The sequence below is a fragment of the Nonomuraea sp. B12E4 genome (assembly GCF_039871825.1).
GTDB lineage: Bacteria > Actinomycetota > Actinomycetes > Streptosporangiales > Streptosporangiaceae > Nonomuraea.
Genome location: NZ_JBDPME010000010.1, coordinates 218,164 through 243,236 on the forward strand (window position 1 = coordinate 218,164; position 25,073 = coordinate 243,236).

At 69.9% G+C, this 25,073-nt stretch carries 25 protein-coding genes; 15 read left to right on the plus strand and 10 right to left on the minus strand.

Translation table 11 applies throughout. From position 1 onward, the window contains the following. Positions 1-53 precede the first annotated feature (53 nt). On the plus strand, positions 54-1,463 hold the full coding sequence (locus ABGB18_RS23890; protein ID WP_347697795.1) for an NAD-dependent malic enzyme: 1,410 nt from the start codon (positions 54-56) through the stop codon (positions 1,461-1,463). 132 nt (positions 1,464-1,595) lie between these two features. Here ABGB18_RS23890 and ABGB18_RS23895 read toward each other — a convergent pair whose 3' ends face one another. The 4 genes from ABGB18_RS23895 to ABGB18_RS23910 form a co-directional block, all read right to left on the minus strand. After that, positions 1,596-2,084: a hypothetical protein gene (locus ABGB18_RS23895; protein ID WP_347697796.1), complete on the minus strand. Its 489-nt coding sequence runs from the start codon at positions 2,082-2,084 to the stop codon at positions 1,596-1,598. 24 nt (positions 2,085-2,108) lie between these two features. Further along, the gene (locus ABGB18_RS23900) at positions 2,109-3,659 is read right to left on the minus strand and encodes a glycerol-3-phosphate dehydrogenase/oxidase (RefSeq protein ID WP_347697797.1); all 1,551 of its coding nucleotides are present in this window, start codon (positions 3,657-3,659) and stop codon (positions 2,109-2,111) included. A gap of 20 nt (positions 3,660-3,679) precedes the next feature. Further along, complete coding sequence (gene glpK, locus ABGB18_RS23905) at positions 3,680-5,155, minus strand: glycerol kinase GlpK (protein WP_347697798.1); 1,476 nt, start codon at positions 5,153-5,155, stop codon at positions 3,680-3,682. Between the two features lie 71 nt (positions 5,156-5,226). Beyond that, positions 5,227-5,976 (minus strand): IclR family transcriptional regulator, encoded by a 750-nt coding sequence (locus ABGB18_RS23910; RefSeq protein ID WP_347697799.1) that lies wholly within the window; start codon positions 5,974-5,976, stop codon positions 5,227-5,229. Positions 5,977-6,153: 177 nt separating this feature from the next. Here ABGB18_RS23910 and ABGB18_RS23915 point away from each other — a divergent pair, with 177 nt between their 5' ends. Beyond that, positions 6,154-6,792 (plus strand): TetR/AcrR family transcriptional regulator, encoded by a 639-nt coding sequence (locus ABGB18_RS23915; RefSeq protein ID WP_347697800.1) that lies wholly within the window; start codon positions 6,154-6,156, stop codon positions 6,790-6,792. Positions 6,793-6,902: 110 nt separating this feature from the next. Here ABGB18_RS23915 and ABGB18_RS23920 read toward each other — a convergent pair whose 3' ends face one another. Further along, entirely contained in the window at positions 6,903-7,415 is a 513-nt protein-coding gene (locus ABGB18_RS23920) for a hypothetical protein (protein ID WP_347697801.1), read from the minus strand. A gap of 112 nt (positions 7,416-7,527) precedes the next feature. Here ABGB18_RS23920 and ABGB18_RS23925 point away from each other — a divergent pair, with 112 nt between their 5' ends. Further along, positions 7,528-8,106: a YqgE/AlgH family protein gene (locus ABGB18_RS23925; protein ID WP_347697802.1), complete on the plus strand. Its 579-nt coding sequence runs from the start codon at positions 7,528-7,530 to the stop codon at positions 8,104-8,106. Positions 8,107-8,195: 89 nt separating this feature from the next. On the opposite strand, the gene ABGB18_RS23930 is transcribed toward ABGB18_RS23925, so the two are convergent. Continuing rightward, on the minus strand, positions 8,196-8,804 hold the full coding sequence (locus ABGB18_RS23930; protein WP_347697803.1) for a TetR family transcriptional regulator: 609 nt from the start codon (positions 8,802-8,804) through the stop codon (positions 8,196-8,198). Between the two features lie 156 nt (positions 8,805-8,960). On the opposite strand from ABGB18_RS23930, the gene ABGB18_RS23935 reads away from it, so the two are divergent. From ABGB18_RS23935 to ABGB18_RS23965, 7 genes are all read left to right on the plus strand, one after another. Then, the gene (locus tag ABGB18_RS23935) at positions 8,961-10,556 is read left to right on the plus strand and encodes an MFS transporter (protein ID WP_347697804.1); all 1,596 of its coding nucleotides are present in this window, start codon (positions 8,961-8,963) and stop codon (positions 10,554-10,556) included. A gap of 120 nt (positions 10,557-10,676) precedes the next feature. Further along, complete coding sequence (locus ABGB18_RS23940; protein WP_347697805.1) at positions 10,677-10,940, plus strand: DUF3039 domain-containing protein; 264 nt, start codon at positions 10,677-10,679, stop codon at positions 10,938-10,940. 75 nt (positions 10,941-11,015) lie between these two features. Beyond that, positions 11,016-11,939: a zinc metalloprotease gene (locus tag ABGB18_RS23945; protein ID WP_347697806.1), complete on the plus strand. Its 924-nt coding sequence runs from the start codon at positions 11,016-11,018 to the stop codon at positions 11,937-11,939. A gap of 26 nt (positions 11,940-11,965) precedes the next feature. After that, entirely contained in the window at positions 11,966-13,450 is a 1,485-nt protein-coding gene (locus ABGB18_RS23950; RefSeq protein WP_347697807.1) for an MFS transporter, read from the plus strand. A 701-nt stretch (positions 13,451-14,151) separates the two neighbouring features. Then, positions 14,152-14,871 (plus strand): hypothetical protein, encoded by a 720-nt coding sequence (locus ABGB18_RS23955; RefSeq protein WP_347697808.1) that lies wholly within the window; start codon positions 14,152-14,154, stop codon positions 14,869-14,871. 124 nt (positions 14,872-14,995) lie between these two features. Beyond that, positions 14,996-16,747 carry a DEAD/DEAH box helicase gene (locus ABGB18_RS23960; RefSeq protein ID WP_347697809.1) on the plus strand — a complete coding sequence of 584 codons (1,752 nt, stop codon included), beginning with the start codon at positions 14,996-14,998 and terminating at the stop codon, positions 16,745-16,747. A 448-nt stretch (positions 16,748-17,195) separates the two neighbouring features. Next, on the plus strand, positions 17,196-17,573 hold the full coding sequence (locus tag ABGB18_RS23965; RefSeq protein WP_347697810.1) for an STAS domain-containing protein: 378 nt from the start codon (positions 17,196-17,198) through the stop codon (positions 17,571-17,573). A 7-nt stretch (positions 17,574-17,580) separates the two neighbouring features. Here ABGB18_RS23965 and ABGB18_RS23970 read toward each other — a convergent pair whose 3' ends face one another. The 3 genes from ABGB18_RS23970 to ABGB18_RS23980 form a co-directional block, all read right to left on the minus strand. Then, on the minus strand, positions 17,581-18,135 hold the full coding sequence (locus ABGB18_RS23970) for a hypothetical protein (protein ID WP_347697811.1): 555 nt from the start codon (positions 18,133-18,135) through the stop codon (positions 17,581-17,583). Positions 18,136-18,305: 170 nt separating this feature from the next. After that, the gene (gene pncA, locus ABGB18_RS23975) at positions 18,306-18,875 is read right to left on the minus strand and encodes a pyrazinamidase PncA (protein ID WP_347697812.1); all 570 of its coding nucleotides are present in this window, start codon (positions 18,873-18,875) and stop codon (positions 18,306-18,308) included. A 15-nt stretch (positions 18,876-18,890) separates the two neighbouring features. Continuing rightward, positions 18,891-20,174, minus strand: a complete 1,284-nt coding sequence (locus tag ABGB18_RS23980) for a nicotinate phosphoribosyltransferase (protein WP_347697813.1) — start codon at positions 20,172-20,174, stop codon at positions 18,891-18,893. 46 nt (positions 20,175-20,220) lie between these two features. Between ABGB18_RS23980 and clpS the strand changes: the two genes are divergently transcribed. The 5 genes from clpS (at position 20,221) to ABGB18_RS24005 (ending at position 22,983) form a co-directional block, all read left to right on the plus strand. After that, positions 20,221-20,514 carry an ATP-dependent Clp protease adapter ClpS gene (clpS, locus tag ABGB18_RS23985; RefSeq protein ID WP_090935661.1) on the plus strand — a complete coding sequence of 98 codons (294 nt, stop codon included), beginning with the start codon at positions 20,221-20,223 and terminating at the stop codon, positions 20,512-20,514. Between the two features lie 25 nt (positions 20,515-20,539). Further along, positions 20,540-21,064, plus strand: coding sequence for a DUF2017 domain-containing protein (locus ABGB18_RS23990; protein ID WP_347697814.1), 525 nt, complete (start codon positions 20,540-20,542; stop codon positions 21,062-21,064). Positions 21,065-21,073: 9 nt separating this feature from the next. Further along, positions 21,074-21,475, plus strand: coding sequence for a M67 family metallopeptidase (locus ABGB18_RS23995; RefSeq protein ID WP_347697815.1), 402 nt, complete (start codon positions 21,074-21,076; stop codon positions 21,473-21,475). Positions 21,476-21,761: 286 nt separating this feature from the next. Further along, positions 21,762-22,034 (plus strand): MoaD/ThiS family protein, encoded by a 273-nt coding sequence (locus ABGB18_RS24000; protein ID WP_347697816.1) that lies wholly within the window; start codon positions 21,762-21,764, stop codon positions 22,032-22,034. 1 nt (position 22,035) lies between these two features. After that, positions 22,036-22,983, plus strand: a complete 948-nt coding sequence (locus tag ABGB18_RS24005) for a cysteine synthase (RefSeq protein WP_347697817.1) — start codon at positions 22,036-22,038, stop codon at positions 22,981-22,983. Positions 22,984-23,115: 132 nt separating this feature from the next. On the opposite strand, the gene ABGB18_RS24010 is transcribed toward ABGB18_RS24005, so the two are convergent. Continuing rightward, entirely contained in the window at positions 23,116-24,999 is a 1,884-nt protein-coding gene (locus tag ABGB18_RS24010) for a DUF3352 domain-containing protein (RefSeq protein WP_347697818.1), read from the minus strand. Positions 25,000-25,073 lie beyond the last annotated feature (74 nt).

The window sequence follows — 25,073 nt, forward strand, 5'->3', positions numbered from 1 at the left end:
TGAAGGCCCCTAACATGGATGCATTCTTGGTCAGTCCCGAAGGAGCGATTGGCGTGGCGACCGTCCCGAGTGTGTCATACTCCATCACCGTCCGGCTCGAGGTGCCCGCAGGCGGCCAGGCCGTCAGCCAGCTCACCCATGCCGTAGAGTCGGCGGGCGGTGTCGTGACCGCCCTCGACGTCACCAACGCCGGTCACGAGAAGCTCCGCATCGACGTGACGTGCGCCGCCAGGGACACCGACCACGCCCAGGCCATCGTCGACCAGCTCGAGGCCATCGACGGCGTCGTGATCCACAAGGTGTCCGACCGCACGTTCCTCATGCACCTCGGCGGCAAGATCGAGATGAAGTCCAAGGTGCCGCTGCGCAACCGCGACGAGCTGTCGATGGCCTACACCCCCGGGGTGGCGCGCGTGTCGATGGCGATCGCGCGCAACAAGGAGGACGCGCGGCGCCTGACCATCAAGCGCAACACGGTGGCGGTCGTCACCGACGGCTCGGCCGTGCTGGGGCTCGGCAACATCGGGCCGGAGGCGGCGCTGCCGGTGATGGAGGGCAAGGCGGCGCTGTTCAAACGGTTCGCGGGCATCGACGCGTGGCCGATCTGCCTCGACACCCAGGACGTGGACGAGATCGTGCGCACGGTCCAGGTGATCGCGCCGGGCTTCGGTGGGATCAACCTGGAGGACATCGGCGCGCCGCGCTGCTTCGAGATCGAGCGGCGGCTGCGCGAGCTCCTCGACATCCCCGTCTTCCACGACGACCAGCACGGGACCGCGATCTGCGTGCTGGCGGCGCTGACCAACGCGCTGCGGGTCGTGAACAAGAACATCGACGCCGTCAAGATCACCATGGCCGGCGCGGGCGCCGCCGGCAACGCGGTGCTGCGGCTGCTGCTGGCGGCCGGCGCGCGCAACGTGGTCGTGTGCGACTACCTGGGGGCCGTGCACAAGGGGCGCGACGACCTGGACGACTCGCTGCAGTGGATCGCCGACCACACCAACGCCGAGGGATACGCCGGGGACCTGCGGGGGGCGATCAAGGGCGCCGACGTGTTCGTCGGGGTCTCCGCGCCGGGCATCCTGACGGGTGACGACATCGCGGCGATGGCGTCGGACGCGGTGGTGTTCGCGCTGGCCAACCCGGAGCCCGAGGTGTCGGTGGACGAGGCGCGCCGCCACGCCGCCGTGGTGGCCACGGGGCGGTCCGACTATCCCAACCAGATCAACAACGTGCTGGCCTTCCCGGGGGTCTTCCGCGGGCTGCTGGACGCCCAGGCGGACGGGGTGACGCAGGAGATGCTGCTGGCGGCGGCGGGGGCGCTGGCCGCCGTGGTGACGCCTGAGGAGCTGGGGCCCAACTACATCGTGCCGAGCGTGTTCCACCCCGATGTGGCGGGCGCCGTCGCCGCAGCGGTCCGAGAGTCGGCGGGCGGGCGTGCGAGAGGTTTCACCGAAGCATAGAGACTTCTATCTGTTACGGCGGAGCCGGCGGCACGCCATCCGCCGCACGTGGTTCGGGGCCTCCAGGGGGACGGTGGCTGACCCGCGCGTGGCGGGCCGCCGTAACGGCGCATTGTGGGCCGGTTGGGTGGCTCAGGGTTGCTGGGTTATCGCGGGGATGAGGCGGTAGCTTTCCTGGAAGACCAGGTTGTGGGTGTCGGCGGCGATGATCACTCGGAGGGTGTCGAGTTGGGAGCGGGCGTCCGGGGCGTCGAAGACGTTGAGGGGCCAGTCGCCGACCGTGTTGCCGCGTAGGTGTGGGTGGTGGAAGTCGTGGCCGTAGTGGGCCACGATCGCGATGGGCTGGGTGCCGGCGGCGCGCTGCTCCGGCCACGTGAGTGACCACAGTGCGTTGAGGCCGCCCTCCTGCGACCTCGTGATGCCGCTGGCCACCACCTCCCCGGTGTCGCGGAGCAGGTCGGTGTTGGCCTCGTCGAGGGCGGTGCGGGCCACCGGGTCCAGGAGTTCGACGGCCGCGTAGAAGAGGCGTTCCTTGTCCTCGCGCGTGACGGCCGGGCCGTGGTTGCCGTCACGCAGGTCGCGGAAGTGGCGGAGGAGGGCTTCGTTCATCGGAGTGCTCATGCCTACCCCCTTCCCCGGGACGCGTCAGGTGAGCAGGCCGGCGATGCGGGCGCGGATCTCGGGGGTGTCCAGCCCGCGCACCGTGAGCGTGGTGCGCCGGCGTACGACGTCGTCCACCGTGGCGGCCCACTCGTGGTCGCGGGCGTAGACGGCCTGGGCCCAGATGTCGGGGCCGTCCGGATGGATGCGCTCCCCGAGTGCGGGGTCCTCGCGGATGAGCCGGGCCAGCTCGAAGGCGATCGTGCCGTAGTGGGTGGCCAGATGGCGGGCCACCAGGGGGTCCATGCGTGTTCCCGGGTCCCGGTCGGTCCACAGCCGCATGGCCACCGCGTCCGGGCTGGCCAGGCCGGGCAGCGGCACGGCGGGCAGGATGTCGGCCAGGTCGTCGCCCAGGGGCCGGCCGGGCAGGTGGGCGAGCATGTCGAACACGTGCCTGCCGATGTGCCGATAAGTCGTCCACTTTCCGCCCGCGACGGACAGCATGCCGCCCGTGCCCCGGGTCAGCACGGTCTCCCGCTTGGCCGCCGCCACCTCGCCGGGCCCGCCCGGGAGCACCCGCAGCCCGGCGAAGGCGTACGTGATGTCCTCGCGCTTGAGCTGGGAGTCGCGCACGGAGTGGCCCGCCTCGTCGAGGATCTGCGCGATGTCGGCCTCGGTGGCGCTCACCTCGGCGGGGTCGCCCTCGTACGCCTCGTCCGTGGTGCCCAGCAGCAGGTGGTCCTCCCACGGGATGGCGAAGGTCACCCGGTATTTGTCGATCGGCGTGGTCAAGGCCGCCTTCCACGGCTCGTGGCGGCGCATGACCAGGTGCGCGCCCTTGGACAGCCGGATGCTCGGCTCCGCGCCCGGGTCCTCCATCCGCCGCAGGTGGTCCACCCACGGGCCGGTGGCGTTCAGGACGAGACGGGCCGAGACACCGAACTCGGTGCCGTCGAGCCGGTCGCGCAGGTCCGCCCCGGTCACGCTGCCGTCCGTCTTGCGCAGCCCGACGACCTCGGCGTGGTTGAGCACGATCGCGCCCGCGTCGACGGCGGCCCGTACGGTCATCACCGCGACCCGGCTGTCGTTCATCTGGTGGTCGCCGTAGACGGCGGCGGCTCGAAGGCCCTCGGTGCGCAGGGCCGGCACCCGGGTCACGGCCTGGCCCGGCGTGATCACCCGGCCCATCCCGTCGCCGAACACCGACAGCGCCGAATACAGGAACACCCCCGCGCCGAGCTTGGCCGCACCGTGCGGCCCGCCCCGGTAGATCGGCACCAGGAACGTCAGAGGCTTGACCAGGTGCGGCGCGATGTCGGCGGCCAGCGCGCGGCGCTCGCGGTGGTTCTCCGCGACCAGTCTGACGTTGCCGGTCTGCAGGTAACGCAGGCCGCCGTGGACGAGCTTGGAGGAGGCGCTGGAGGTGGCCCCGGCGAAGTCGCCCGCGTCCACCATGGCCACCCGGAGCCCGGCCTGGGCGGCCATCCAGGTCACCGACGTGCCCAGGATGCCGCCGCCGATCACCAGCAGGTCGTACGCATTGCGGGACAACTCCTCCCGGACCTCGGCCCGGTAGGTCCCGATCGCGGTCGCCATCGCTGTCTCCCTCCAGATGCTCACTGCTCGACCCAGCCGAGGGTGCGGGCCACGGCCTTCTTCCAGTTGCGGTATTCGCGCTCGCGTACGGACCCGTCGATCGCGGGCCGCCACTCGGCGGCCTTGTGCCAGTTGGCGCGCAGACTGTCGATGTCCGGCCAGTAGCCGGTGGCCAGGCCCGCCGCGTAGGCGGCGCCGAGGGCGGTCGTCTCGGCCACCATGGGACGGATCACCGGCACGTCGAGCACGTCGGCCAGCGTCTGCATGAGCAGGTTGTCGGCCGTCATGCCGCCGTCGGCGCGCAGCGTGGACAGGTCGAGACCGGAGTCGGCGTTCATGGCGTCCACGACCTCGCGCGTCTGCCACGCGGTGGCCTCCAGCACGGCCCGCGCGATGTGCCCCTTGTTGACGAACCCGGTCAGCCCCGCGATCACCCCGCGCGCGTCCGAGCGCCAGTGCGGCGCGAACAACCCCGAGAACGCCGGCACGAAGTAGCAGCCGCCGTTGTCGTCCACCGTCCTGGCCAGCGTCTCGATCTCGGCCGCGCTGGAGATCAGGCCCAGGTTGTCACGCAGCCACTGCACCAGCGAGCCGGTCACCGCGATGGCGCCCTCCAGGGCGTAGGTGGCCGGGCCGTCGCCGATCTGGTAGCCGACCGTGGTGAGCAGGCCGTGCTTGGAGACGACCGGTTCCTGGCCGGTGTTCATCAGCAGGAAGCTGCCGGAGCCGTAGGTGCTCTTGGTCTCGCCGGGCGCGAAGCACGTCTGGCCGAACAGCGCCGCCTGCTGGTCGCCGAGTGCCGAGGCGACCGGGACGCCGTCGGCGGTGCGGCCGTAGACCTCGGCGGACGGCCGGATCTCCGGCAGCATCGCGCGGGGCACGCCCATCGCGGCGAGCAGCTCGTCGTCCCAGGCCAGTGTGTGGATGTTCATCAGCATCGTGCGGCTGGCGTTGGTCACGTCGGTGATGTGGCGGCCGGTGAGGTTCCACAGCAGCCAGCTGTCCATCGTGCCGAACAGCACCTCGCCGCGCTCGGCCCGTTCCCGCAGCCCCGGGTGCTCGTCGAGGAGCCAGCGGATCTTGGGTCCGGAGAAGTAGGTCGTCAGCGGCAGCCCGGCCTTGTCCCTGAACAGCTTCTCGTGCTCGGCCAGCGCCCGGGTCAGCGGTGCGGTGCGGGTGTCCTGCCAGACGATCGCCGGGCAGACGGGGTTGCCGGTCTGCCGGTCCCACAGCACGGTGGTCTCGCGCTGGTTGGTGATGCCCAGGGCGGCGATCCGGTCGCCGGCCAGCTCGGCGCCGCTGACGGCCTCCGCCAGCACGCCCTGCACGGCCTGCCAGATCTCGCCCGCGTCGTGCTCGACCCAGCCGGGCCTGGGGAAGATCTGGCGGTGCTCACGCTGGGCGACGGAGATGATGTGGCCGGCCTGGTCGAAGACGATGCACCTGCTGGACGTGGTGCCCTGGTCGATGGCTGCGACGTATCGGGGTCGAGGCACGAGGTTCCTCGCTTCGCTCAGGTTCGACAATGCCGAACGAATCGTATTCGTGGGTCGGGCGGGCGGACAAGTCAGCGCGCCAGGTCGCGGGTGATGGCGCGGGCCGCGTCGCGTACATAAGAGACGTATTCCATGATCAGAGGGCCGTCGGGCGCGAGCCGTTCGACGGCGCCGCGGATGCCGATGGCGCCCACGACGATGCCGCGCGAGTCCTTGATGGGCGCGGCGATGGCCACCTCGCCCTCCGTCAGCTCCTCCGTCTCGGCCGCCCAGCCGCGCGTCCTGACCAGGTCGAGCTCGGCCTCCAGGGCGGCGGGGTCGACGATCGTGCGCTTGGTGTGCGGCTGCAGCGGGAGCGCGGGCGTCTCGCCGTACGGGTCGTGGGCGAGCAGGACCTTGCCCAGCGCGCTGGCGTGCGGCGGCAGGTACGTGCCCACCTGGAGGGTCTGCATGCTGTCGTCGGGCCGGAACACGTGGTGGATCACCAGGACCTGGCCCTCGTGCAGGGTGCCGATCCAGGCGCTCTCGTGGCTGCGCCCGGCCAGGGCGTCGGCCCAGTTGATGGCGCGGGTGCGCAGCTCGTTGACGTCGAGGTAGCTGCTGCCCAGGTGGAGCAGGGTCGCGCCGAGCCGGTACTTGCCGGTGGCGTGGTCCTGCTCGACGAACCCGACGTGGACCAGCGTGCGCAGGATGCCGTGCAGCGTCCCCTTCGGCAGGCCCAGCGCCCTGGCCAGCTCGGCGACCCCGAGCCGGCCGGGGCCGGAGGCCAGCAACCGCAGGATCGCGGCCGCCCGCTCGACCGATTGAATCGTCTCTCCCACAATCGCACTTTAACCCAGGCGCGTTCGGTACTGCCGAACGGAGGGGTGCTGATCTGAGGTCGTGGAACCGATCATCGGCGGATCGCGTCCAGAGGGTGAGAAGACTCGAAGGCCGAGATGCCCAGCGCCTTAATGGAATTAGAGTGCCATTAGAATGGGCGGCAAGAAGGAGACCAGATGGACCAACCTTCCCGTTCGGCGGGAACCGTGCGGCCCGGAGGCCGCACCGCGCGGGTTCGCGCGGCCGTGCTCGAGGCCACGCAGGACGAGCTGGTCGAGCACGGCTTCCACGGCCTGACCATGGATCAGGTCGCGGCCAAGGCCGGCGTCGGCAAGACCACGGTCTACCGGCGCTGGGGAAGCACCGCGGGGCTGGTCGCGGACCTCATGACCGAGCTGGCCAACCAGTCCTCACCCCACACCGACACGGGCGCCGTCGAGGAGGACCTGCGTGCCAACGCCCTCGGCGTCCAGGGCGCGCTGGCCGACGAGCGGCTCGGGCCGACGCTCCAGGCGGTGATCGCGGCCGCCACCTGCGACGAGCAGGCCGCCCGGGCGCTGCGCACGTTCTACCTGCGCCGCATCGAGGAGTGGGCGCACGTCGTGGACCTGGCCGTCAAGCGGGGCGAGCTGCCCGAGGGCACGGACGGCAGGGAAGTGGTGCGCGCGGTCTCGGCCCCGCTCTACTACCGGCTGATGGTCACCAGGGAGTCGGTGACGCGGGAGATGGCCGAGCGGTCGGTCGCGCGCACACTGGCCGCCGCCCGGGCCGGGGCCTTCGTCGAGACGTACGACGGAGCGTCGATCGAGCCGTAGGCCGACCGGCGGAGCGCTGATCGAGCCGTAGGCCGGACTGCCGGGCCTTTGTCGAGCCTGATATCGGGGGTCAGGCGCGATGTGCGGCCGGGCCGGGTCCCGTGCCGGAGTCAGAGGTGGGTGCGTGGCCAGATGGAGCCGTACCACCACAGGATCCCGCCCATCACCACCATGCCGGCCGCGGTGGCTAGCTTGGCCATGAGGTCGGCGGGCGGACCGGTGAAGGGCAGGTGGCCGGTGCGGTGGCCCCACGGGCAGTCGTTGTCGACAAGAGTGGAGTCGATGAGCGCCTCGGGCTGCTTGTCGGTCACCTGGAACGCCTCGATCTCGGCGTTGCTGCCCCGGCGCACGGGGACGTGCTTGACGATCGTCGCGCGGGCCGGGATCGAACCGGTGGCCACGCTCGACGAGTCGGCCTTGAGTGCGAACCGCACGAGCTCGCGGCTCTGGTTGTGCAGCCGTACGGCCACCCGGCCCGTGCCGCAGGCCACGTCGTCGACCGACATCGTGAACGGGTCGCCGGGGTCGGGCCGCGGCCACGGCCAGGCCTGCGCCGCCGAGGGGAGCAACAACGTGAAGCCCATCGGCAGGGTCGCCAGGACTAGACGGGTTCCGACGCGCATGTGCTCCCTCCAGGGTGTGATCTTTGCTACGTAAGGTGCCCAAGCGCGTACGAAAAGTAACATCGGTGCACTGGGGGAGCGCACGCCCCCCATTACCCTTCATGATGGATGTATGGCGGAAGCGATCTACGTCGGCGGTTTGTTGGTGGCGACGCCGCTTCTCGACGACCCCAACTTCCGGCGTAGCGTCGTGCTGATCCTCGAACACGACCTCGACGGCGGCACCCTGGGGGTGGTCCTCAACAGGCCGAGCGACATCTCGGTGACCCAGGTGCTCCCCGTCTGGGATCCCCTGGTGACGGGGCCGTCCGTGCTGTTCGAGGGTGGGCCGGTGCAGACGGACAGCGCGCTGGCGCTGGCGGCGGTGCCCAGCGGGGAGGAGCCGCTCGGCTGGCGCAGACTGCACGCGGGCACCCCGGCCGTCTCGCGGCTGGGGACGGTCGACCTGGACGCTCCGCCCGAGATCCTGCAGGGGGAGATCGCCCAGATGCGGATCTTCGCCGGGTATGCGGGGTGGTCGTCGGGTCAGCTTGAGAGCGAGATCGCGGAGGGTGCCTGGTATGTCGTCGACTCCGAAGTCGGTGACACCTTTCACGGCGATCCCGGCTCGCTCTGGCGGCACGTGTTGCGGCGCCAGCGCGGCGAACTGGCCTTCGTGGCGACCTGCCCGGACGACCCGACGATGAACTAGCCGGACCGGCTGTCCCGCCCCGCCGGACCGGCTGTCCCGCCCCGCCGGACCGGCCGGCCTGCGGTCCCGAGGACCGGTTGGGGTTTCGGTCAGAGGTCCCAGCCCGGTCGGAGGGAGCGTTCGGCCAGGGCGATGGTTTCGGACATGCGGGCGATGACCTCCTCGACCGTGCTGTCCCGGCGCGGGCACTCGAAACCGACCCGCATCGTGGCCACGGCGTAGGCCACGATCAGGTGGCAGAGCTGGTCCTCGTCGGGGTCGGTGCCCCGGCGGGCGGCGATCAGCTCGGCCAGGCGGCGCTCGGTGTCGGCGCCCCGGGCCACCGACAGCCCGATGAGGTGCGGGTGATCCTCAAGGAGCCGGCGCAGCTTCAGGAACCTCTGCGCGTCCGCGGACGTTGAATCACGCATGTCGTTCAGCACCGCGCGTACGGCATGCATGAGCGTCGTGAACGGCGGCTCGTCGGACGGCCGGGACCGCAGGGTCTCCAGCATGATCTCCTCGCCGTGGTCGTGGAACCACAGCACCAGGTGATCTTTGCTGGTGAAGTAGCGGAAGAAGGTGCGGGGCGAGATCTCCACGGCCCCCGCGATCTGCTCCACCGTGGTGGACTCGTATCCTTGTTCGAGGAATAGGTCGATCGCGGCGTCGAGGATTGCCAGTCGCGTGCGTTCCTTCTTCAGCTCCCGTAGACCCACCGTCACTCCTTCGAAACCTTTCTGTCACAGTGTGCCATAAGTCATAGGCAGTCGATTGAAAGTCAATTGCGATCTGTCATCGACTGACATAAATTACCTTGGGACTAACGAGATATACGCCCCGGTGTGGGGCTTATGTGGACTCAGGGGGACTTCATGGCTCATGCGAAGGCGGTCGACGCGCCGTCGTCGCCCGGCCCCACGAAGACGGGGACCGGGGGCAATCCATGGCTGGTGCTGCTGGCGGTCAGCCTGGGCGTCATCATGGTGATGCTCGACGGCACCGTTGTGGGTATCGCCAACCCGGTCATCCAGGTCGAGCTGAAGGCTTCGCTGTCCGACCTGCAGTGGGTGACCAGCGGCTATCTGCTGGCGCTGGCGGTGTTCCTGATCACCGCGGGCAAGTTGGGTGACCTTTTCGGGCACAAGCGGGTCTTCCTCATCGGTGTGGCGGGGTTCGCGGTCTCCTCGGTGGGCATCGCTCTCAGCGCGGAGTTGTCCGACCTCATTCCCGGCGTCACGCCGGTCGGCGCGCTGATCGGGCTGCGGGTGCTGCAGGGTCTGTTCGGCGCGTTGCTGCAGCCCGCCGCCCTGGCGTTGCTGCGCTCGGCGTTCCCGGGGGAGAAGCTGAACCAGGCGATGGGCGCCTGGGGGGCGATCATCGGCCTGTCCAGCGCCGCCGGCCCGATCGTGGGCGGTGTGCTGGTCGAGAACGTCAGCTGGCAGTCGGTCTTCTTCATCAACGCGCCCGTCGGGATCATCGCCCTGGTCATGGGCATCTTCCTGATCAAGGACAACCGCGTGCAGACGCTGGCCAGGATCGACTGGCTCGGCGTGCTGCTTCTGTCCGGCGCGATGTTCTCGCTCGTCTGGACGATCATCAAGGCCCCCGAATGGGGTTGGGGCGACTCCACGACGCTGAGCTTCCTGGCGGCGTTCGCGGTGCTCATCGCGGGCTTCATCCTCTGGCAGTCCAGGGCGCGCCAGCCGCTGGTCCCGCTGTCGCTGTTCAGGAACCCCTCGATCTCCATCGGCACGGTGCTGATGATGATGGTCGCCTTCGCCATGTTCGGCGCGATGTTCTTCCTGGGCTTCTTCTTCCAGGGCGTGCACGGGCTGACCCCGCTGGAGGCCGGCCTGCGCATGCTGCCGATGAGCGCCGGCATGATCGTCGCCTCCCCGCTGGCGGGCATGGCGATCGGCCGCTTCGGGCCCAAGATCACGATGGCGGGTGGTCTGCTGATCACCGCGCTGTCGATGTTCCTCATGTCGCAGCTCAGCATCGACGCCTCGTTCATAGAGAGCGGCATCCCGTTCGTGCTGCTGGCCTTCGGCCTGTCGCCGGTCTTCGTGGGCGCCACGGAGATCATCGTGGGCAACGCTCCGGTGGAGCTGAGCGGGGTCGCCGGTGGTGTGCAGCAGTCGGCCATGCAGGTCGGCGGCGCGCTCGGCACCGCGATCCTGGGCGCCGTGATGGCCGGTGAGATCTCCAGCAAGCTTCCCGGCTACCTCGGCCCCGCGGCCCAGGAGGTTCCGGCGGACCAGATGACGGCGCTGGAGAAGGCGGCCGCGTTCGGGGCGGTGCCCCCCGGGGTGCCGCAGCAGATCGGTGACGCCGTTCACCTGTCCTTCATGGACGGCATGCATCTGGCCTTCCTGGTGAGCACCGGCATCGCGGTGCTGACCGCGGCCCTGACGCTGTTCGTCAAGGCCGGCAGGAAGACCGAGGGCGCGCCGGTCCACATGGGCTGACCAGGGCTCCCGTGCGGCCCTCGCCACCTGGCGGGGGCCGTACGCATGTGCCGGGACGCGCTCGCGGCGGTCGTGCGTGTGTGTCGGGGGGCGCTCGTGGGCGGGCATAAACTCGGTGGTGTGAGCACCACGAAGATCCTCCCAGAGCAGGAGACCACTCCGCGGACGTCGCACGGCGACGGCGACCACGAACGGTTCGCCCACTACGCGGACAAGCACAAGATCACCGAAAGCATGGTGACGGGCACGCCCATCCGCGCCCTGTGCGGCAAAATCTGGGTGCCCAGCCGCGACCCGAAGAAATATCCGGTCTGCCCGGAGTGCAAGGAGATCTACGAGGGCTTGCCCCAGGGCGGTGGCGAGGGCGACGACAACAAGCAGTGAGTGTTGTTGAGCGGTAATTCCCCAGCCTGACGTTACGGTCGGTAACCGGATCAGGTCACATCATGGGGAGACCGCATGGCCCGGCGCGCGACCGCCGTCTCGTTGGCATGCCTGCTCGCGGCCGGGCTCATGCCGCCGCTCCGGCCCGGCGCTGCCCTGGCGGCCGGGTGCGCCGCTCCCGCCGCCGCGCGGATGCCGCGCTCCAACTCGCCGCACTCCAACCCGCCGCACTCGAACTCGCCGCAGCCCCGCTCGCCCAGGCCGGGAGACGTGGCCAAGGTCATGGCCGAGCTGGACGAGCGGCTGGCCGGCATGACCCCGCCCACCCAGATCATCGTGCCGACCCGCGTGCACCTCATCATCCGGGACGAGCGCCAGGTCACCGACGACACCGTCCGGGCCCAGATCGGCACGCTCAACTCCGCGTACGGCGGCGCCTTCGGCGGCGTGGACACCGGCGTGCGGTTCCGCCTGGACGGCATCGACGTCAAGGAGGACGCTGAGTGGTACGCCGACCCCGTCGGCCACGAGAAGGCCATGAAGCAGGCCCTGCACCAGGGCGGGGCCGACACGCTCAACCTGTACATCGCCCGGCTCGACGAGCTCATGCTGGGCTTCGCCAGCTACCCCTACTGGTACGCGGGCGCGCCCGAGCTCGACGGCGTGGTGATCGACTGGCGCAGCCTGCCCGGGGGCACGAGGGGCAACTACAACCTGGGGTTCACCGGCGTACACGAGATCGGCCACTGGCTCGGTCTCTTCCACACCTTCGAGAACGGCTGCGAGTCGCCGGGCGACGGCATCGAGGACACCCCGGCCGAGGCCAGGCCGAGCGAGGCGTGCCAGCCGGGCAAGGACACCTGCTCGCGACCGGGCGCTGACCCCTCGCACAACTTCATGGACTACGCCCACGACGGGTGCATGTCGGAGTTCACGCCGGGGCAGGCGGTGCGCATGCACGAGATGTGGGCGGTCTACCGCAACACCGCCGCTGCCTGAGTTTCGCGGCAATTTACGATGTCCGGGTGACAGTACCGAAGGCACTCGACGCTCCCCACCGACCTCCCTCGATCTTCGGCCCCGAATATCGTGCGGCCACGCTCGGCATCCTGCTGGTGATCACGCTGATCGCCTTCGAGGGCATGTCGGTCGGCGTCGTCATGCCCGACATCGCCAAGGAACTGAACGCGCTGGACCTCTACGGGATCAGCTTCTCGGCCTTCCTCATCGCCAGCCTCTTCGCGAACGTGGTGGCCGGGCTGTGGTCGGACCGGCGCGGCTACCCACTGCCGTTCCTGGCCGGGGTGGTGCTGTTCGTGACCGGGATGGCGCTGGCCGGGGCGGCTCAGTCGGCGGTGATGTTCCTGGTGGCTCGGGCCGTGCAGGGACTGGGTGCCGGAGCCGCCGTCGTGGCGCTGCTGGTGATGATCGCCCGGGTCTATCCGGGGCACGTACGGCCCAGGGCGTTCGCGGCCGTCTCGGCGGCCTGGGTGCTGCCCGCCATGGTGGGGCCGGCCGTGGCAGGGTTCGTGGCGACCCAGTGGGACTGGCGGTTCGTCTTCTACGGGATCATCCCGCTGGTGGTGCCCGCGCTGGTGATGCTGGTCCCGGCCCTGCGGCTGCAGTCCGCGCCGGCCGAGTCGACATCAGGCCGATCCGCGTCGGGCGAGTCCGCGGTCGACGCGTCCGCCGGCTCCTCGTCGGGTGAGTCCGCGTCCGGCCGGTCCGCGTCGGACGAGTCCGTTCGGGGGCCGCGTTCGCGGCCGGTGGCGATGACGCTGGCCGCCACGGCCACCGCGGGCGGGGCCGGGGTGCTGCTGCACGGCGTGGACCGGGTGCATCTGACTCCGGTGCCCGGGACGGTCGAGGCGGTGGTGGGGCTGGCGTTCCTCGTCTACGGGCTCTACCGGCTGCTGCCTCCGGGGGCGCTGCGGTTCGTCCGCGGGCTGCCCACGACCGTGCTGATGCGGGGGTTCTTCTCGGCGGCCTTCTTCGGCGTGAACTCCTTCATCCCACTGGCGCTGGAGGTGGTCAAGGGCTTCGAGCTGAGCCAGGCGGGGGTCGCGCTGACGACCGGGGCGCTGGGGTGGTCCGCGGGGTCGTACCTCCAGAGCAGGCAGGACGGGGCTGCGGCGCACCGCAGGATCCGGCTGGGCGCGGCAAGCCTCATGATCGCGATCCTGGTCTGCCTGCTGTGCGTCCTTCCCGGGGTGACCGGGTGGATCGCGGTGCCCGCGTGGATCGCGGCCGGGTTCGGGATGGGGTTCGGCATGACCACGGTCAGCGTCACGGCGCTGCAGCAGTCGCCGGTGAGCGAGCAGGGGGCCAACTCGGCGGCGCTGTCGGTGTCGGACCAACTGGGCTCCGCGCTGTCGATCGGGGTCGCTGGCGCGCTGGTCAACGTCATCGGGCACTCCGCCGGCCAGATCGCCACCGGTTTCGTCGTCATCTGCGCGCTCATGGGAGGTATAGCGCTGATGGCCACGTTGCTGGCGGGACGTACTCGCTGACCCTCCTCGCACCTGCTGACCTCCCGCGTGCCCGCTGATCCCTTGTGCCCTGCGGAACTCGCCGCGCGTACTTGCTGAAATCCCACGTGACGCCTTCATTCCGGCGCATCCGCTGAATTCCGTCCCTCCCGTCACAGCGATCACGGTTCTCCTGATGCCCGTGGCGAGGAGTGATAGGACAAGCGGGACGAGGAGGAGGGGCCATGGAGGACGATCACCGTGTCTGGCCGCCACCACGAACCAGGGCCAGACACCGCCGCACTCCTCCAGAGGACCAAGAGCCGCCGTCGGAGAACCCGGCGCCCACGCCGGAGGGCCGGGAGCTCGCGGCGGAGGCCCGGGGGTCTGCCGGAAGGGATCGGGAGTCGGCGTGGGAGGGCTCGTGGTCCGCCTGGGTGGACCGGGGGTCAGAGCGGGAGGAGGCCCGGGAGTCCGCCGGGAGCGGCCGGGAGGCCGTGTCGGGGGGTTCGTGGTCTGCCTCGGGAGACCGGGAAACCGTGCGGGAGGGTTCGGAGTCCGGGCCGGCGGGTCAGAAGGCCGCCGGGAGGGGCCGGGAGGCCGTGTCGGAGGGTTTGGGGGCGGCCTGGGAGGGGTGGGAGTCCGCTTGGGAGGATTCTGAGCCTGCGTGGGGGGAGTCCCGGGACGGGGGGACTGGGCGGGGGCGTTCGGGGGCTCGCGGGCGGTCGCATCCGCTGGATCTGGTGTCCGAGGACGAGGAGCCGTGGAACCCCCGGATCAGCAGGACCGCTCCGCGCGGCCTGGAACGCGCCACGGAGCCCGCGGACGGGGATTGGGAGTCATTACCCCCCTCTGCTCGGATCCATGGCTCTCCGAAGGAGCCGGGGCCACGCCGCGGCGGTGGGCGGGCGTGGCGGCGGTGGCGGGGCGTGCTGGTCGCCGGCGCGGCCGGCGTGGCGCTGGTGGCCGGGACGACCGCCCTGGTGCTGCGGCTCACCGCGCCCACACCTGAGACGGGGCGGTTGAACGACTCGCTGGCGGGGGTGACGGTGACCCTGCCGCTCGGGTGGCGCGCGGGGGCGGTGGCGCCGGTGACGGGGTTCACGTCGGTGATCAGGGACGGGGGCGGAGGGGTCGTCATGGCCCGGCCGGTTCCCGGGCCGGTGGAGAACGCGAAGAAGGCCACGGCGGAGGCGGCGGAGCTGTACTCCAGGCTCCTGCTCAAGGGGGACAAGGTGACGGTCGTCGAGGACAAGACGCTCCCCGGCGGTCACACCCGGGCGCTGCGGGCGGAATATCGGGACGTGGTCAACCGGCCCGCGTACCTGCGGGTGATGCTGCTCACGCGCGGGGAAGGGGCCGCGCCCGCCCGGGCGCGGGCCGTGCTGCTCGTCGGCCTGCTCCAACCCGAGGAAACCAGCCGCAGGCAGGCCCTCGACGCGGTCATGAAGAGCATCCAATAAGCCGCATAGCACGTGTGAAAGACCTTGGCCAGAATCCACGGCTCACGGCACGTCTTGTCGGTGAGCCCGTCTACTCTTGGGTCACTGTGAGAGAGCGAAGCACACGAACCCCAGAGGTGATGCGGTGAGCACCTTCGCCGCGTCCCACCTTTCGCCTTCCTATCCAGACCGAGCCGCATGGGGCACCGCCCCCAAGCTGCGCGCATGGCAGCAGGAGGCGTTCGACCTCTACTTCAGGCGCGAGCCGCGTGACTTCCTCACCGTGGCGACGCCGGGCGCCGGCAAGACGACCTACGCCCTGCGCATCGCCAGCGAGTTGCTCGCCAACGGGGTGATCAGGGCGGTGACCATCGTCACGCCCACCGAGCACCTCAAGCGCCAGTGGGCCGACGCCGCCGGGCGGGTCGGCATCGGCATCGACCCCGAGTTCAAGAACAGTCAGGGCACGACCTCGCGCGACTACACCGGGGTCGCGGTGACGTACGCGCAGGTCGCCATGCACCCGGCCCTGCACAGGGCGCGCACGGAGGCCCGCAAGACGCTGGTGATCTTCGACGAGATCCACCACGCGGGCGACGCGAAGTCGTGGGGCGACGGGGTGCGCGAGGCATTCGAGCCCGCCACCCGCCGGCTCCAGCTCACCGGCACGCCGTTCAGGTCCGACGACAACCCGATCCCGTTCGTCGGCTACGAGGAGGACAGCGAGGGCTTCAAGCGCAGCGTCGCCGACTACTCCTACGGCTACGGCCCGGCCCTCGACGACGGCGTCGTCCGGCCAGTGATCTTCCTGGCCTACTCCGGCGAGATGAAGTGGCGCACCCGCGCCGGCGACGAGATCGCCGCCACGCTCGGCACGCCGCTCACCAAGGACCAGCTCTCGCAGGCGTGGCGGGCAGCGCTCGACCCCAAGGGCGACTGGATCCGCCAGGTCATGCAGGCCGCCGACCGGCGCCTGACGGAGGTGCGCCGGGGCGTGCCCGACGCCGGCGGCCTGGTCATCGCCACGGATCACGAGACGGCCCGCGCCTACGCCCGCCACCTGCGCAACATCACCGGCGAAGGCGCCACCGTGGTGCTCTCCGACGACCCCGGCGCCTCCAAGAAGATCAAGCAGTTCGCGGCCTCGGAGGACCGCTGGCTCGTGGCGGTCCGCATGGTCTCCGAGGGCGTCGACATCCCCCGCCTGTGCGTGGGCGTCTACGCCACCTCGACCTCCACCCCGCTCTTCTTCGCCCAGGCCGTGGGCCGCTTCGTGCGTGCCCGCAAGCGCGGCGAGATCGCCTCGGTGTTCCTCCCCTCGGTGCCCACGCTCATGGGGCTGGCCAACGAGATGGAGGCGGAGCGCGACCACGTGCTCAACAAGAAGCCTCCGGAGGACGGCCTCGACGACAGCCTGCTGGAGCAGGCCAACCGCAACAAGGACAATCCCGACGTCCTTGGCGACGAGCTCCCGTTCGAGACGATGGAGACCTCGGCCACGTTCGACCGGGTGCTGTTCGACGGCGGCGAGTTCGGCACGGGAGCGGAGGTCGGCTCGGCCGAGGAGGAGGACTTCCTCGGTTTGCCCGGGCTGCTGGAGCCCGACCAGGTGGCCACGCTGCTGCGCAAGCGGCAGTCCGACCAGCAGGCGGCCAAGCGCAAGCAGACCATGCAGGAGCCGCAGCCGGCGCTGGCCCCGCACGAGCAGATCGCGGAGCTGAGACGCGAGCTCAACGGCCTGGTGGGTGCGTGGAACCACCGCACGGGGCAGCCGCACGGCGTGATCCACTCGGACCTGCGCCGCTCGTGCGGCGGCCCGCCGATCGCGCAGGCCACGGCCGAGCAGATCCAGGAGCGCATCGACACGATCCGCCGCTGGGCCACCCAACGCCGCTGACGGGGCCGGTCCACAGGTCCAGACCCGCCGGGTTACGGGTGTGAGCCGGCGGTGGCTTCCCAGGCGGGCTGGGGCTGTCTGAGGAGTTCTGGCGAACTGCTGCGGTCAGGCGTGCCGTGGGCGAGATGTCGGTGTTTGGCGGGTTGCGGGGGAGCCGGCGGAGCATGAGGCGGCGTGCTCCCGGGCGGAGTTCGTGCGGGTCCCTCCGAATGATGGGCACGGGGGCCTCCGAACCGTCCTGCTCAGGGCCCTTGTGATCGCCATATGAGCGGGGTGGGAGCCGTCGCGCTCGCCCCCCGGCGCAGGTGCGCGCGAGGGTCGAGCCGGAGGCCGTTACGATGCGTGATTCTGTGCATTTGGCCACAGAGCGGTGGCCATCTGTTAGAAGCTCGACAGAAGCGGCAACAACACACTTGGCTGTCTTTGGGATAGGTAGAGGGATTTGCCCATGTCGTCTGGGGCTTCCGGAAGGTCGGTGCTGGTCGTTTCTTCCGGCCTCACCCGGAACGCCGTCATCGTCAGGCTCGAAGGTGAACTCGACGTCAACGCGGTGCCGGTGCTGCAGGAGCATATGCGGCGAATATGGGAACTTCCGCCTAAGCCCTTTCTGATCATCGACTTCGGCAGCGTCGCCTTCTGTGACTCGATGGGGATGAGCGAGCTCATCAGCGTCATGCAGCGCTGTGAGGCGCGGGGCACCAGGCTGCTGCTCGGCGGCGTGCAGGGCGTCATGGCGCGGGTGCTGTCGATCACCGGGTTGCGTCACGCGTTCGAGGTGTTCGCGAGGCTCGACGACGCCCTGCGGCTGGCCGTTTCGACGACCTAGGTCGGCCTCACCTGGCCGCGGGGCTTGCTGAATTGACAGATTTCGGTATCTGCCGCCCGCTGCGGCCGTCAATTGGGACATATCCGGCTTTTCCGTGTAACGGGATGACTAGCGCGGCGACGCCGTCGTGGATGCGTACGGGGAGGGTGTAGGACTTTCGGTCACTCAGCGTCAGCGTGGTGGCACGGCCCTGACCTGCCGGGCTCTCGTACAGCCAGACCAGCAGTTTTCTGTCCTTGGCGCGGACGACGACGTCGGCGGTCCCGCACTCGCGGGGTGCGGCCGTCCAGCTCAGCACGACCTCGCGACCCACCTTCGCGGACTCGGGGACCGGGGCGCGCGCGTCGCAGGACGTCGGCGCGGGCGGGAGCGCGTGCGCCGCCGCGGGCGGCGGAGCTGGGGCGGAGGGCTGGAGGACGGCGTTCATCGCGATCGTGCCGCCCTCCAGCAGCGCCAGTGTCACGATCGCGCCCGCTCGCTCGCCGTTGGTGCCCCTGACGAGCAACCACAGGCTGAGAGGGGCGAGGAGGAGCCAGGCCACACCAAGGGAGAGGGCCAGCATGAAAGAACCTCCCACGAGTATGAAGACGTGTGACTCTCCGTATTAGCGCGGATTCGGAGAGGGTTCGCCCTCTTGGATATCACATGACCTGAGAGTTGCACACCGCATACTCTTCGTGGTCGATGGTGACGTGGGAGACGCATCGAGGCCAGTGGGCCGGAGGGGGCGGATCAGCCGACCGCGGGCGCTCCCCGCAGGGTGGCGCCCGCGTCCGACATCTCGGCCAGCGCCGCCTCGGTGGTGGTCACGGACACGCCCGCCGTCAGGTCCAGCAGGACCCGCACCGCCAGGCCGTTCTTGACCGCGTCGAGCGCCGTGGCCCGGACGCAGTGGTCGGTGGCGATGCCCACCACGTCCACCTCGTGCACCCTGCGCTCCTCCAGCCACTGCGCCAGCGGCACGCCGGTGCCGGAGGCGCCCTCGAAACCGCTGTACGCCGCCGCGTAGGCGCCCTTGCTGAAGACCTCCGCCACGGCCGACACGTCGAGCGACGGGTGGAAGTCCGCCCCTGGCGTGCCGGCCACGCAGTGGGCGGGCCAGGTGGAGACGTAGTCGGGGGTGTCGGAGAAATGGCGACCGGGCTCGACGTGGTAGTCCCTGGTCGCCACCACGTGGTCGTAGGGGTGGGCGGCCACGTGGCGGGTGATCGCCGCGGCCACCTCCGAGCCGCCGGCCACGGCCAGGCTGCCGCCCTCGCAGAAGTCGTTCTGCACATCGACGATGATCAACGCGGTGCCCATAAGCAGCACGATACGTCAGACGAACTCTGTGGGGATGGCCGCGTACCCCCTGCCGAGGTGGAGGGCTTCCTGGGGGAGGGAGGCGATGGCCGCGGCGTGGCGTTCGCGGGCGGCCCGCAGGGGTTCGCCGCCGACGATCCGGCCGTCGCGCACCAGCTCGTGCAGCAGGGGGATGCCGCCCTCGGGGGGCGGGCCGCCGGTGGTGATCAGCTCCGTCTCCACGTGGCCGGCGGCGTCCAGCAGCCGGTAGGCCTCCTTGCGGCCGCCGCGCGAGGGCTTGCCCACCGAGCGCTTGGCCACAGGCTCCAGTTTGCCCGTGGCCGTCTCCCTGGCCACCAGCTTGTAGACGAGGGCCGCGGTGGGGACGCCGGAGCCGGTGACGAGGGAGGTGCCGACGCCGTAGCCGTCCACGGGGGCGGCGGCCAGCGCGGCGATGGCGTATTCGTCGAGGTCGGAGGTGACGATGATGCGGGTGTTGAAGGCGCCCAGGGCGTCGAGTTGCTCGCGTACCTCCTGGGCCGCCGCTGCCAGGTCGCCCGAGTCGATGCGGACCGCGCCCAGCTTGGGACCGGCCAGCTCGACGGCCGTCCGCACCGCGGCGGGCACGTCGTACGTGTCCACCAGCAGCGTCGTCTCCGGCCCGAGGGTGGCGATCTGGGCCTCGAACGCCGCCCGCTCCGAGTCGTGCAGCAACGTGAACGCGTGCGCCGCCGTACCGGCGGTGGGCACCCCGTACGCCTGCCCGGCCTGAAGGTTGGAGGTCGAGGCGAATCCGGCGATGTAGGCGGCCCTGGCGGCGGCCACCGCCGCGGCCTCGTGCGTGCGGCGCGAACCCATCTCGATGAGCGGCCGCTTGCCGGCGGCGTTGGTCATCCGGGAGGCGGCCGAGGCGATCGCGCAGTCGTGGTTGAGGATCGACAGCGTGATCGTCTCCAGCAGCACGGCCTCCGCGAACGTGCCCTCCACCACCATGATCGGGGAGGCCGGGAAGTAGAGGTCGCCCTCGCGGTAGCCGTAGATGTTCCCGGAAAACCGGTAATCGGCGAGAAACGCCAGGGTGATCTCGTCGACCACCCGGTTCTCACGCAGGTAGGTGAGCTCTTTCTCACCGAAACGGAAGCGTGCGAGCTCGTCCAGGACACGTCCCGTGCCCGCGACGACCCCGTAACGCCGCCCGCCCGGAAGATGCCGGGCGAACACCTCGAAAACCGCGCGCCGATGTGCCGCCCCGCTCCGGAGCGCGGCCTGCAGCATCGTCAGCTCATAGTGATCTGTGAGCAACGCAGTGCTCATGGTCATTGTCACGACTCGAAGACTACGGCCCAGATAGGGCAGACTCGGGGATGTGGGTAGCACCGCTCCAATCGCCGTTGAGCGTCCGTCATCGGACGTCCGACCCGATCTGCCATGGGTGACCATCGTCTGGAACGACCCGGTCAACCTCATGTCCTACGTGACCTATGTCTTCCAAACGGTCTTCGGATACACCAAGGAGAAGGCCGAGAAACTCATGCTGGACGTTCACCACAAGGGCAAGGCGGTCGTGTCCAGTGGCACACGCGAGGAGATGGAACGCGATGTGCAGATTCTCCACTCCTACGGCCTGTGGGCGACGCTCCAGCCGGACTCGGTCAAATGAGCATGAAAATAGTGAGGCGGGTCGGGTGAGTTCGGGGTTCTCGCAGGGCAAGAACGGCGGCGTCGTCGCGGAGTTCGAGGCCGCGGAGGTCTCGCTGCTGCGGTCGCTGGTCTCGATGATGCTCGGCCTGGTCTCGCCGGGGGAGACGAGCGACGACCCGCTGGAGCGGGCCCTCGGCATCGGGGCGGGTGAAGCGCCCTCGGATCCGGTGCTGGCCAGGCTGTTCCCGTCGGCTTACGAGGACGACAAGGAGGCGGCGGAGTTCCGCCGTTACACCGAGGCCACGCTGCGTGACGGCAAGCGGGCCGACGCCCAGGCCGTCTTCGACACCGCCAGGTCGGGCCGCGCCGAGCTCACGGCCGAGCAGGCCCAGGCGTGGCTGCGCGCGCTCAACGACCTACGCCTCACGCTCGGCACCAAGCTGGAGGTGACCGAAGAGGTGCACGAGGAGATCGCGATGATGTCCGAGGACGACCCCCGTTACCCGGCCTACGTCACCTACGACTGGCTGACGTACCTCCAGGACAGTCTGGTCCGGGCCCTCTGGTAATTTCCGGGCATGCTGTCGATCTCGCAGGAACTCGTGGACAAGATCGTCGCGCACGCCCGGGCCGACCACCCCGACGAGGCGTGTGGCGTCATCGCGGGCAAGAACGGCGTGCCCGAGCGCTTCATCCCGATGCAGAACGCCGAGCGTTCTCCCACGTTCTACGCCTTCGACTCGATGGAGCAGTTCCGAGTCTGGCGTGAGATGGACGACCGCGACGAGGAACCCGTCGTGATCTACCACTCCCACACCGCCACCGAGGCCTACCCGTCGCGCACCGACGTGTCCTACGCCTCCGAGCCGGACGCCCACTACGTCCTGGTCTCCACCAGGGACGAGAACGAGGTGGAGTTCCGGTCATACCGCATCCTCGAAGGAGTGATCACAGAGGAAGAGGTAAGATTTATCCCATGATGGGGCGGGCCGTACAGAGCTTCCTCTTCGCGCATACCCCGGCTGTCGTCGTCTACGACTGTCCTTCGAGAAATCTGCCGAGCGGACTGTCGCCGCGACCCTGAGCGGGCACGCGTGGGCGGGCAGGCCGAGGAGCAGGTTTCTCGTCAGAAGTGTTCTGGAATCTGGATCCAACCGTCGGTGTTGCTGCCGATGGGACGACGACGACGACTTTCTGAAGTCGCCGGGTCCGCGACGCATGAGAAGTCGCCGGTCCGCGACATATGACCTGAGGAGACTGACCGCGATGGCCATCGAGGTTCGCATTCCGACCATCCTGCGCAACTACACCGACGGCGCCAAGGCCGTCGACGCCGAAGGGACCACCCTCGACGAGCTGATCAGCAATCTTGAGTCCCGCCACCCCGGTATCAAGGACCGCCTCGTCGAGCAGGACAAGCTGCGCCGCTTCGTCAACGTCTACCTCAACGACGAGGACGTCCGCTTCCTGGGCGGCCTCGGGACGCCGCTGTCCGACGGTGACACGGTGACCGTACTGCCCGCCGTCGCCGGTGGGTGACATGCGTTTCGACTCGCTGATCGACTCGGTCGGCCGTACGCCCCTGGTCGGACTGCCACGCCTGTCGCCCTCCGCGGAGGTGCGGATCTGGGCCAAGCTCGAAGACCGCAACCCGACCGGCTCGATCAAGGACAGGCCCGCACTCTGGATGATCCAGGAGGCGGAGAAGGAAGGTCTGCTCACCCCCGGCTGTACGATCCTGGAGCCCACCAGCGGCAACACCGGCATCTCGCTCGCGATGTCGGCCAAGCTCAAGGGCTACCGGCTGATCTGCGTCATGCCGGAGAACACCTCGGAGGAGCGGCGCCAGCTCCTGCGCATGTGGGGCGCGGAGATCATCTCCTCGCCGGCCGCGGGCGGCTCCAACGAGGCCGTACGCAGGGCCAAGGAGCTGGCTGAGCAGAATCCGTCGTGGGTGATGCTCTACCAGTACGGAAACCCGGCCAACTGGCGCTCCCACTATGAGACCACGGGTCCGGAGATCCTGGCGGACCTGCCCACCGTCACCCACTTCGTGGCCGGCCTCGGCACCACAGGGACGCTGATGGGGGTAGGGCGGTTCCTCCGCGAGCGAGTGCCGGACGTGCGGATCGTGGCCGCCGAGCCGCGTTACGGCGAGCTGGTCTACGGGCTGCGCAACGTGGACGAGGGCTTCATCCCCGAGCTCTACGACGAGTCCGTGCTGACCACCCGCTTCTCGGTCGGCTCCGCCGACGCGCTGCGGCGCACCCGGGAGCTGCTGGCCACCGAGGGCATCTTCGCCGGGGTCTCGACCGGGGCGGCGCTGCACGCGGCGCTCGGGGTCGCCGGAAAGGCGGTCAAGGCGGGCGAGCGCGCCGACGTCGTGTTCGTGGTGGCCGACGGCGGCTGGAAATACCTGTCCACGGGCGCTTACGAGGGCACGCTGGACGAGGCGGAAGAGCGCCTCGAAGGCCAGCTCTGGGCCTGAGCGAAGGGGGTCGGCTCTTGGGCGCCTGAGCGAGGGGCCGTCTCCGGGAAGGGCCGGCTCTGGGCCAGCGGCTGGGTCCGGGCATGAGAGAGGCGGCCGGTCGCCGACCGGCCGCCTCACCCCTTGCGCCCGCTAGTTGAACAGCACCCGCAGCGAGACCGCCGCCTCGGTGTCGGTCAGCTTGGTGCTCAGTCCGACCGCCTTGAGCACCTGCAGGTTGGCCTTCTCGTCGCCCTGCATGGAGGCGAGGTAGAGGCTCTCCACCTTGTCCAGGTCCACGTAGACCGCGTAGCTGGACTCGTCCCCCTCGGGGATCGCCGTCTGGAACGTCTCCGAGTCGCCCAGCGTGCCGTCCTCGGCGAGCTTCTTGGCGTACTCGTCCGTCGTCCCGACCGTGAGGACGCCGTCACCGGCGATCTTGGCGAGCTGGAGAGCGGGCTGGTTGGCCGTGAGGATCTTGTCGAGGATCGCCTGCGCCTTGGCCGGGTCGGTGACGGCGCGCGCGCCCACCTTGAACTGCTGCTGGGCCAGGCCCTCGCTGTCCAGCGCGGCCGTGAGGTTCTGGCCGAGCAGGGTGGCCAGGTCGCCGGGCAGGTTCAGCCCGGTCTGGCTCGTGAACGCGTCGAAGATCCCCTTGACCTCCGTGTTCGCGGCGGCCTGCTTCTCCAGCTGGGCCCACTGCTTGGTGATGAGCTGGTCGATGCCGGAGATCGACAGGGCGACCGCGGTGGACTCGGGAAGGGTGGAGAGCGTGGTGTTGGGCATGTCACCGTCGGGGGTCAGCCCCTCGGTCCCGCGGACGAGACCGGTGAGCTCGGCGTAGGCGCTGTCGAAGCGCAGCGCGCCGGCGACCCTGGCCTTCTTGAGCTGCTCCACGGCCGCCTCCTGGCCGGCGGGCACGCTGCCCTTGGCCAGGTCGAGCAGCCCGCTCATGCTGGCCCAGAACGACAGCACCCCCTGCTCGCCGACCGCGCCCATGTCGTCGGCGTACTCGGCGTTCTCGGCCAGGCTGCCCTCGGCCTGGGCGTACTTGTCGGCGAGCTGCTGGCTGGACGAGATCAGCGCGTAGTCCTCACGGAAGGCGATGCCGTACGTGTCGCCCTCCATCATCTTCTTGATGCCGGCCTTGGCCTGCTCCTGGTCGGTGACCTGGACGGCCACCGCGAAGTCGGGCTCCGCCTTGCCGGAGGGCACGGCGGCGAAGCCGATCCTGCTGCCCAGCCACGGGTCGACGTCCTTGGCGAAGTCGAGCTTGCTGTCGGAGTCGGAGTTGATCAGGTTGAACAGCGCCTGGCGCGGGTCCTCGCCGGAGAAGGAGTCCTTGGTGACCGTGAACTTCCTGGCGATCTCGAACAGCGCCACCTTCTGGTTCGCGGCCGGGTCCATGTCGAGCCGGGCGTAGGCGATCGCGTTGGCGGGCAGCACCGCGTCCGGCTGCGTGCCGCCGCCGCCGATGGCTCCCACGGCCCAGACGGCGCCGCCGCCGAACAGGATCACGGCCAGCGACGCGGCCGCGGCGATGATCCAGGTCTTGCGGTTGTTCTTGGCGGGCTGTGCGGGGCCGAAGCCGTCGGGGCCCTGCTGCTGCCAGCCGCCCTGGGCGTACTGGCCCTGCTGGCCCTGCTGTTGCCAGCCCTGTTGCGGTGCTTCCTGTTGCCACCCCTGCTGCTGTTGTCCCTGCTGCCAGCCCTGTTGCGGGGGCTGCTGCTGCCAGCCGCCCTGATCCTGCTGCGGCCAGACCTGCTGGCCCTGCTGCGGGTACGAGGCGCCGTAGGAGGGTTGCTGGCCGTAGGGCTGCTGGGGTTGGTACGCCTGCTGGCCGTAGCCCCCCTGCTGCTGTTCCTGAGGGCCCTGCTGGCCGTAGGACTGCTGCGGCGGGTGGGGCTGCTGGGGCGGGTACGGCTGGCCGGGCGGCAGCGGCATGGTCGGGGGGTTCTCCGGCTGCTGCCCCTGGTTCCAGTTGTAGGCCGTGGTCCGCTCGGGATCTTGGCCATAAGGGGGGTTATTCGCAGACATCACTCAACTCACAATGTGGACTTTTGACCACAGTGAAGGTAGCTGATGTTGCTAATGGGGCGCTTGCAATGTAG

Coding starts and splice junctions, on each gene's coding strand:
- ABGB18_RS23935 (WP_347697804.1), top strand. CDS start 8,961: ATGGCTCATGCGAAGGCGGTCGACGCGCCGTCGTCGCCCGGCCCCACG.
- ABGB18_RS23925 (WP_347697802.1), top strand. CDS start 7,528: ATGGCGGAAGCGATCTACGTCGGCGGTTTGTTGGTGGCGACGCCGCTT.
- ABGB18_RS23995 (WP_347697815.1), top strand. CDS start 21,074: ATGCTGTCGATCTCGCAGGAACTCGTGGACAAGATCGTCGCGCACGCC.
- ABGB18_RS23895 (WP_347697796.1), bottom strand. CDS start 2,084: ATGAGCACTCCGATGAACGAAGCCCTCCTCCGCCACTTCCGCGACCTG.
- ABGB18_RS23970 (WP_347697811.1), bottom strand. CDS start 18,135: ATGCTGGCCCTCTCCCTTGGTGTGGCCTGGCTCCTCCTCGCCCCTCTC.
- ABGB18_RS24010 (WP_347697818.1), bottom strand. CDS start 24,999: ATGTCTGCGAATAACCCCCCTTATGGCCAAGATCCCGAGCGGACCACG.
- ABGB18_RS23915 (WP_347697800.1), top strand. CDS start 6,154: ATGGACCAACCTTCCCGTTCGGCGGGAACCGTGCGGCCCGGAGGCCGC.
- ABGB18_RS24000 (WP_347697816.1), top strand. CDS start 21,762: ATGGCCATCGAGGTTCGCATTCCGACCATCCTGCGCAACTACACCGAC.
- ABGB18_RS23920 (WP_347697801.1), bottom strand. CDS start 7,415: ATGCGCGTCGGAACCCGTCTAGTCCTGGCGACCCTGCCGATGGGCTTC.
- ABGB18_RS23980 (WP_347697813.1), bottom strand. CDS start 20,174: ATGACCATGAGCACTGCGTTGCTCACAGATCACTATGAGCTGACGATG.
- ABGB18_RS23965 (WP_347697810.1), top strand. CDS start 17,196: ATGTCGTCTGGGGCTTCCGGAAGGTCGGTGCTGGTCGTTTCTTCCGGC.
- ABGB18_RS23900 (WP_347697797.1), bottom strand. CDS start 3,659: ATGGCGACCGCGATCGGGACCTACCGGGCCGAGGTCCGGGAGGAGTTG.
- pncA (WP_347697812.1), bottom strand. CDS start 18,875: ATGGGCACCGCGTTGATCATCGTCGATGTGCAGAACGACTTCTGCGAG.
- ABGB18_RS23945 (WP_347697806.1), top strand. CDS start 11,016: ATGGCCCGGCGCGCGACCGCCGTCTCGTTGGCATGCCTGCTCGCGGCC.
- ABGB18_RS24005 (WP_347697817.1), top strand. CDS start 22,036: ATGCGTTTCGACTCGCTGATCGACTCGGTCGGCCGTACGCCCCTGGTC.